Source organism: Propionivibrio pelophilus DSM 12018 (assembly GCF_059569095.1).
Genome location: NZ_JCANUT010000115.1, coordinates 1 through 2,955 on the forward strand (window position 1 = coordinate 1; position 2,955 = coordinate 2,955).

A 2,955-nucleotide genomic window follows, 5' to 3' on the forward strand; every position below is an offset into this window, starting at 1 on the left:
ACCCTGCACGCCACAACTTCCGGCGCACCGAGGGCTTTTAATTCCCGATACATTGTCGTGCCGCGCTTCCAGTGCTTGAGTTGTATTGCCCGCAAACCAATCGTTCGCACAATGACTCTCGATTTGAGAGGCGGATACCAGAAGAAGAATGCGCGTCTGGAGTTTCGTTTCTCGTGCCATTGCTACTCGAGGCGGCCTGCGAACGGGGTTGCAATCCCCGCAGACCTGTTAGTTAGAGATGGCTCAAAGCATGAGCCACGTGACCGCATCTTTTGCCAGATGCGATATAACCAGTCCATTACGCTGGTTCAGCATATTGATGACCTGATTAACACCAATGGTTTGGTACAACGTTCACGGCATTTGAATTTCTTTTCGACACACGTTGTGACCGTGGACGCACACGGAGTGAATACGACTACACCGTACTACATCTTTATGGATGCAACCAAAAAGCAAGACACGGGGCATCCTCCAAAATTGGACATCTTCGTCGAGTCGGCTTATCTCGAAGACCCAAACATACCAAGTCCGTCAGGGATTGGCGCTGCGATGCATTTGTCCGAGCTGTTAGGTCGAGTGTGGGTCAGCGGGAGCGTTGGTGGAAAATAAGAAAGCCCCCGGAGGGGCTTTCTTATGTTGCGTTGCGAGGGACCAGTGGTGCGCAGCTACATTTCTGCAACCTCGCTGTGCTGCGGCTCTCACGCCTAAGCCTTGCAGCTTGGGCGCTGTTTGGCCGGTCTTAATGTCTCAAGGGCATCAAGCGGGCTAACACTTCGATTACATTCTACGTGAGGCAGTAAACTTGTCAAGAACGATGAGAAAGTGAATTCGATACTTGCTCGTTTCGTCCCCAAAGCTAGTATAGCCATACGTCCCCACTTGGGCTTTACCTCCTCGAAGGCGATTATCTCAAGCGTACTTCCAGGGCATGGCTCCTACCGCGGAATCCTCGGCTTCGCCCCCTTACGCGGCCCACGCCCCATTGCCGGCTGCGGCCCCTCAATCAGCAACTCTTCCAATCGGTGTCGGCCGTGCGTATATCTGCCGCAGCGAACAAGTCGTGGTCTGCTTTTACAACGACACCTCGCCTGCGATACCAATAGACCTCATCAGAGTGCAAAACGCCATCGTAATCGAGGTAAACGACAGGTTGCGAGGGGTCCAGTCGACGAGCGCTCATCATCGTTGGCATTTGTCAGAACAATAAGATAAGGAATGACGAGTCGTATTGGTCGGTTCGTTTGACATCGGCTTAGCGTAATGATGCCATCGATATCGCCCCGTTGGCACGATGCCGCCCGGCCAAAACGTTATGGCGAACGCACAACCACCAATAATCGTCTCCGGACAATAACAGTCAGCCTTGGTAGCCGACCCCGAAAAGCCCAAACCGCAGCCAATCCAACTGGTTGACTCGATAGCTGTCGCAAGCCGGAGGCGTCATCGAATACCTTGCCTACCGAGAGAATCGACGCCGATATAAGAGTAAGTAGACGGGGTGCGTCAAACGCTTGTGCCGCCTGGCCTGAACGACACAGGGCGCATGCCAGCACACATGATTTGCATCGCTTTACACATGGCCAGTGCGCTTGGTCCGCTCAATTTCTGCGAATTTGCATCTCAAAACACATCACTCGCGCCCCAGCTAACGATTCTCAGGCATCAACTCACCAGAAACCGCACCCATCGCCAAATTCTCGCTCACAACCGGTCGCGGTTTCCGCCAACGCACCTGTCCTTCCTTGAGTTTGTAGCCCTCATCAATGACGCCATGTGTTTTGAGATGCTCCAGCGCTTTTCGCAGCAGATTTGTGAACGCCCGTTCCTCAGCGTCGGAGCCGCACAATCGCCGAAGGACTTCGGTCTTCATCGGAATAAGCCGAGTCTGCGCTTCAACATAGCCGAGAAGCCACGTGGCCAATCCGTCCGGTAGGCGAAGCCGAACCTTCAAATCCATCCAAACGTGAGTACCAGCAAACAACCTGACGATATCGGGGTCGAATCGAACAGACCACATTCCCTGCGCCGGAAAATCGAATCGCTGGCACAGCTGGACCGCGTAGTTCCTTGTTCGAATCTGTCCTTTGAGCAGATTCAGAATGTAGGTTTTCAGGCGCACCCGGGCGCGCCCGTCATAGTGATTGAAGACCGCGCGGCACAAATCGGCCGGGACGAACTGGGCGACACTGCCCAGGCGAATGTCACGAACCGAGTTGACCAGCGCCATGAATATCAGCCCGTCTTCCTGCCTCAGCTCGGGGCCCGAGTAGACAATCGGACCGTCTTTATCGTCTATCGCAATCGTCAGTTCGCATTCCTTTTTCCGAGTCGCTGAACGAGAGGCGACACGAAACAGCGGAGTCTCAAGGAACAAGCGTGGACTAATGAGCTGGTGCGGTCCGTGCTGCGGGAGAAACTCTGATTCGAGGATTTCTTCCAGACGCCGTTCTTCAAGAAAGCAGTCGCTTTCCGCCGTAAGGAGAACCGACTTGTCCTGGTCCGGGGTTGTTTTTCTATTCAGCAGCCGGCGGCATTCATACCGTCGTGCGCGTATCACCTGTTTTTGCTCAAGCAGGCGAGAACGTGTCAAAAAAGGCGAAAGCGCAGGACAGAGCGCCGTTACTGCAAGCGGTATGGCTGGATTATCGTTGGGAGAGTCTGGAGGCGGTGACATGGCATTCCTGTAAAGATTAATCAGGAATGTAGCTACGTCCGCGGCCGGCACTTTTTAGAAACGGTCCATGGGACCGAGTTGAGAAAAGCGCTGTTCAGTGAACGAACAGAGAAGCAGTCGCCACATGAAGATGCCAGGAATTCGTCGCGCGTTAGCCCGCCCGGAATCACGCCGACAACCGCGAACGCCCGACCCAACCCAGGCATCTGCACATATATTGGGCATTTATAGCAATGCCGCCTATAGATTCGGCCCGAATAACGCTTGAATTTCGGGTT

Annotated in this window: 2 protein-coding genes; one reads left to right on the top strand and one right to left on the bottom strand. The window is 54.0% G+C overall.

Features of this window, described 5'->3' with window-relative positions; all coding sequences use genetic code 11:
* Positions 1–612 (top strand): YjaZ family protein (locus tag BO74_RS20790; protein WP_496445269.1); only part of this gene is annotated, 612 nt, incomplete at its 5' end.
* A gap of 1,036 nt (positions 613–1,648) precedes the next feature.
* On the opposite strand, the gene trfA is transcribed toward BO74_RS20790, so the two are convergent.
* Positions 1,649–2,677 (bottom strand): plasmid replication initiator TrfA, encoded by a 1,029-nt coding sequence (gene trfA, locus BO74_RS20795; RefSeq protein ID WP_496445271.1) that lies wholly within the window; start codon positions 2,675–2,677, stop codon positions 1,649–1,651.
* Positions 2,678–2,955: the final 278 nt, after the last annotated feature.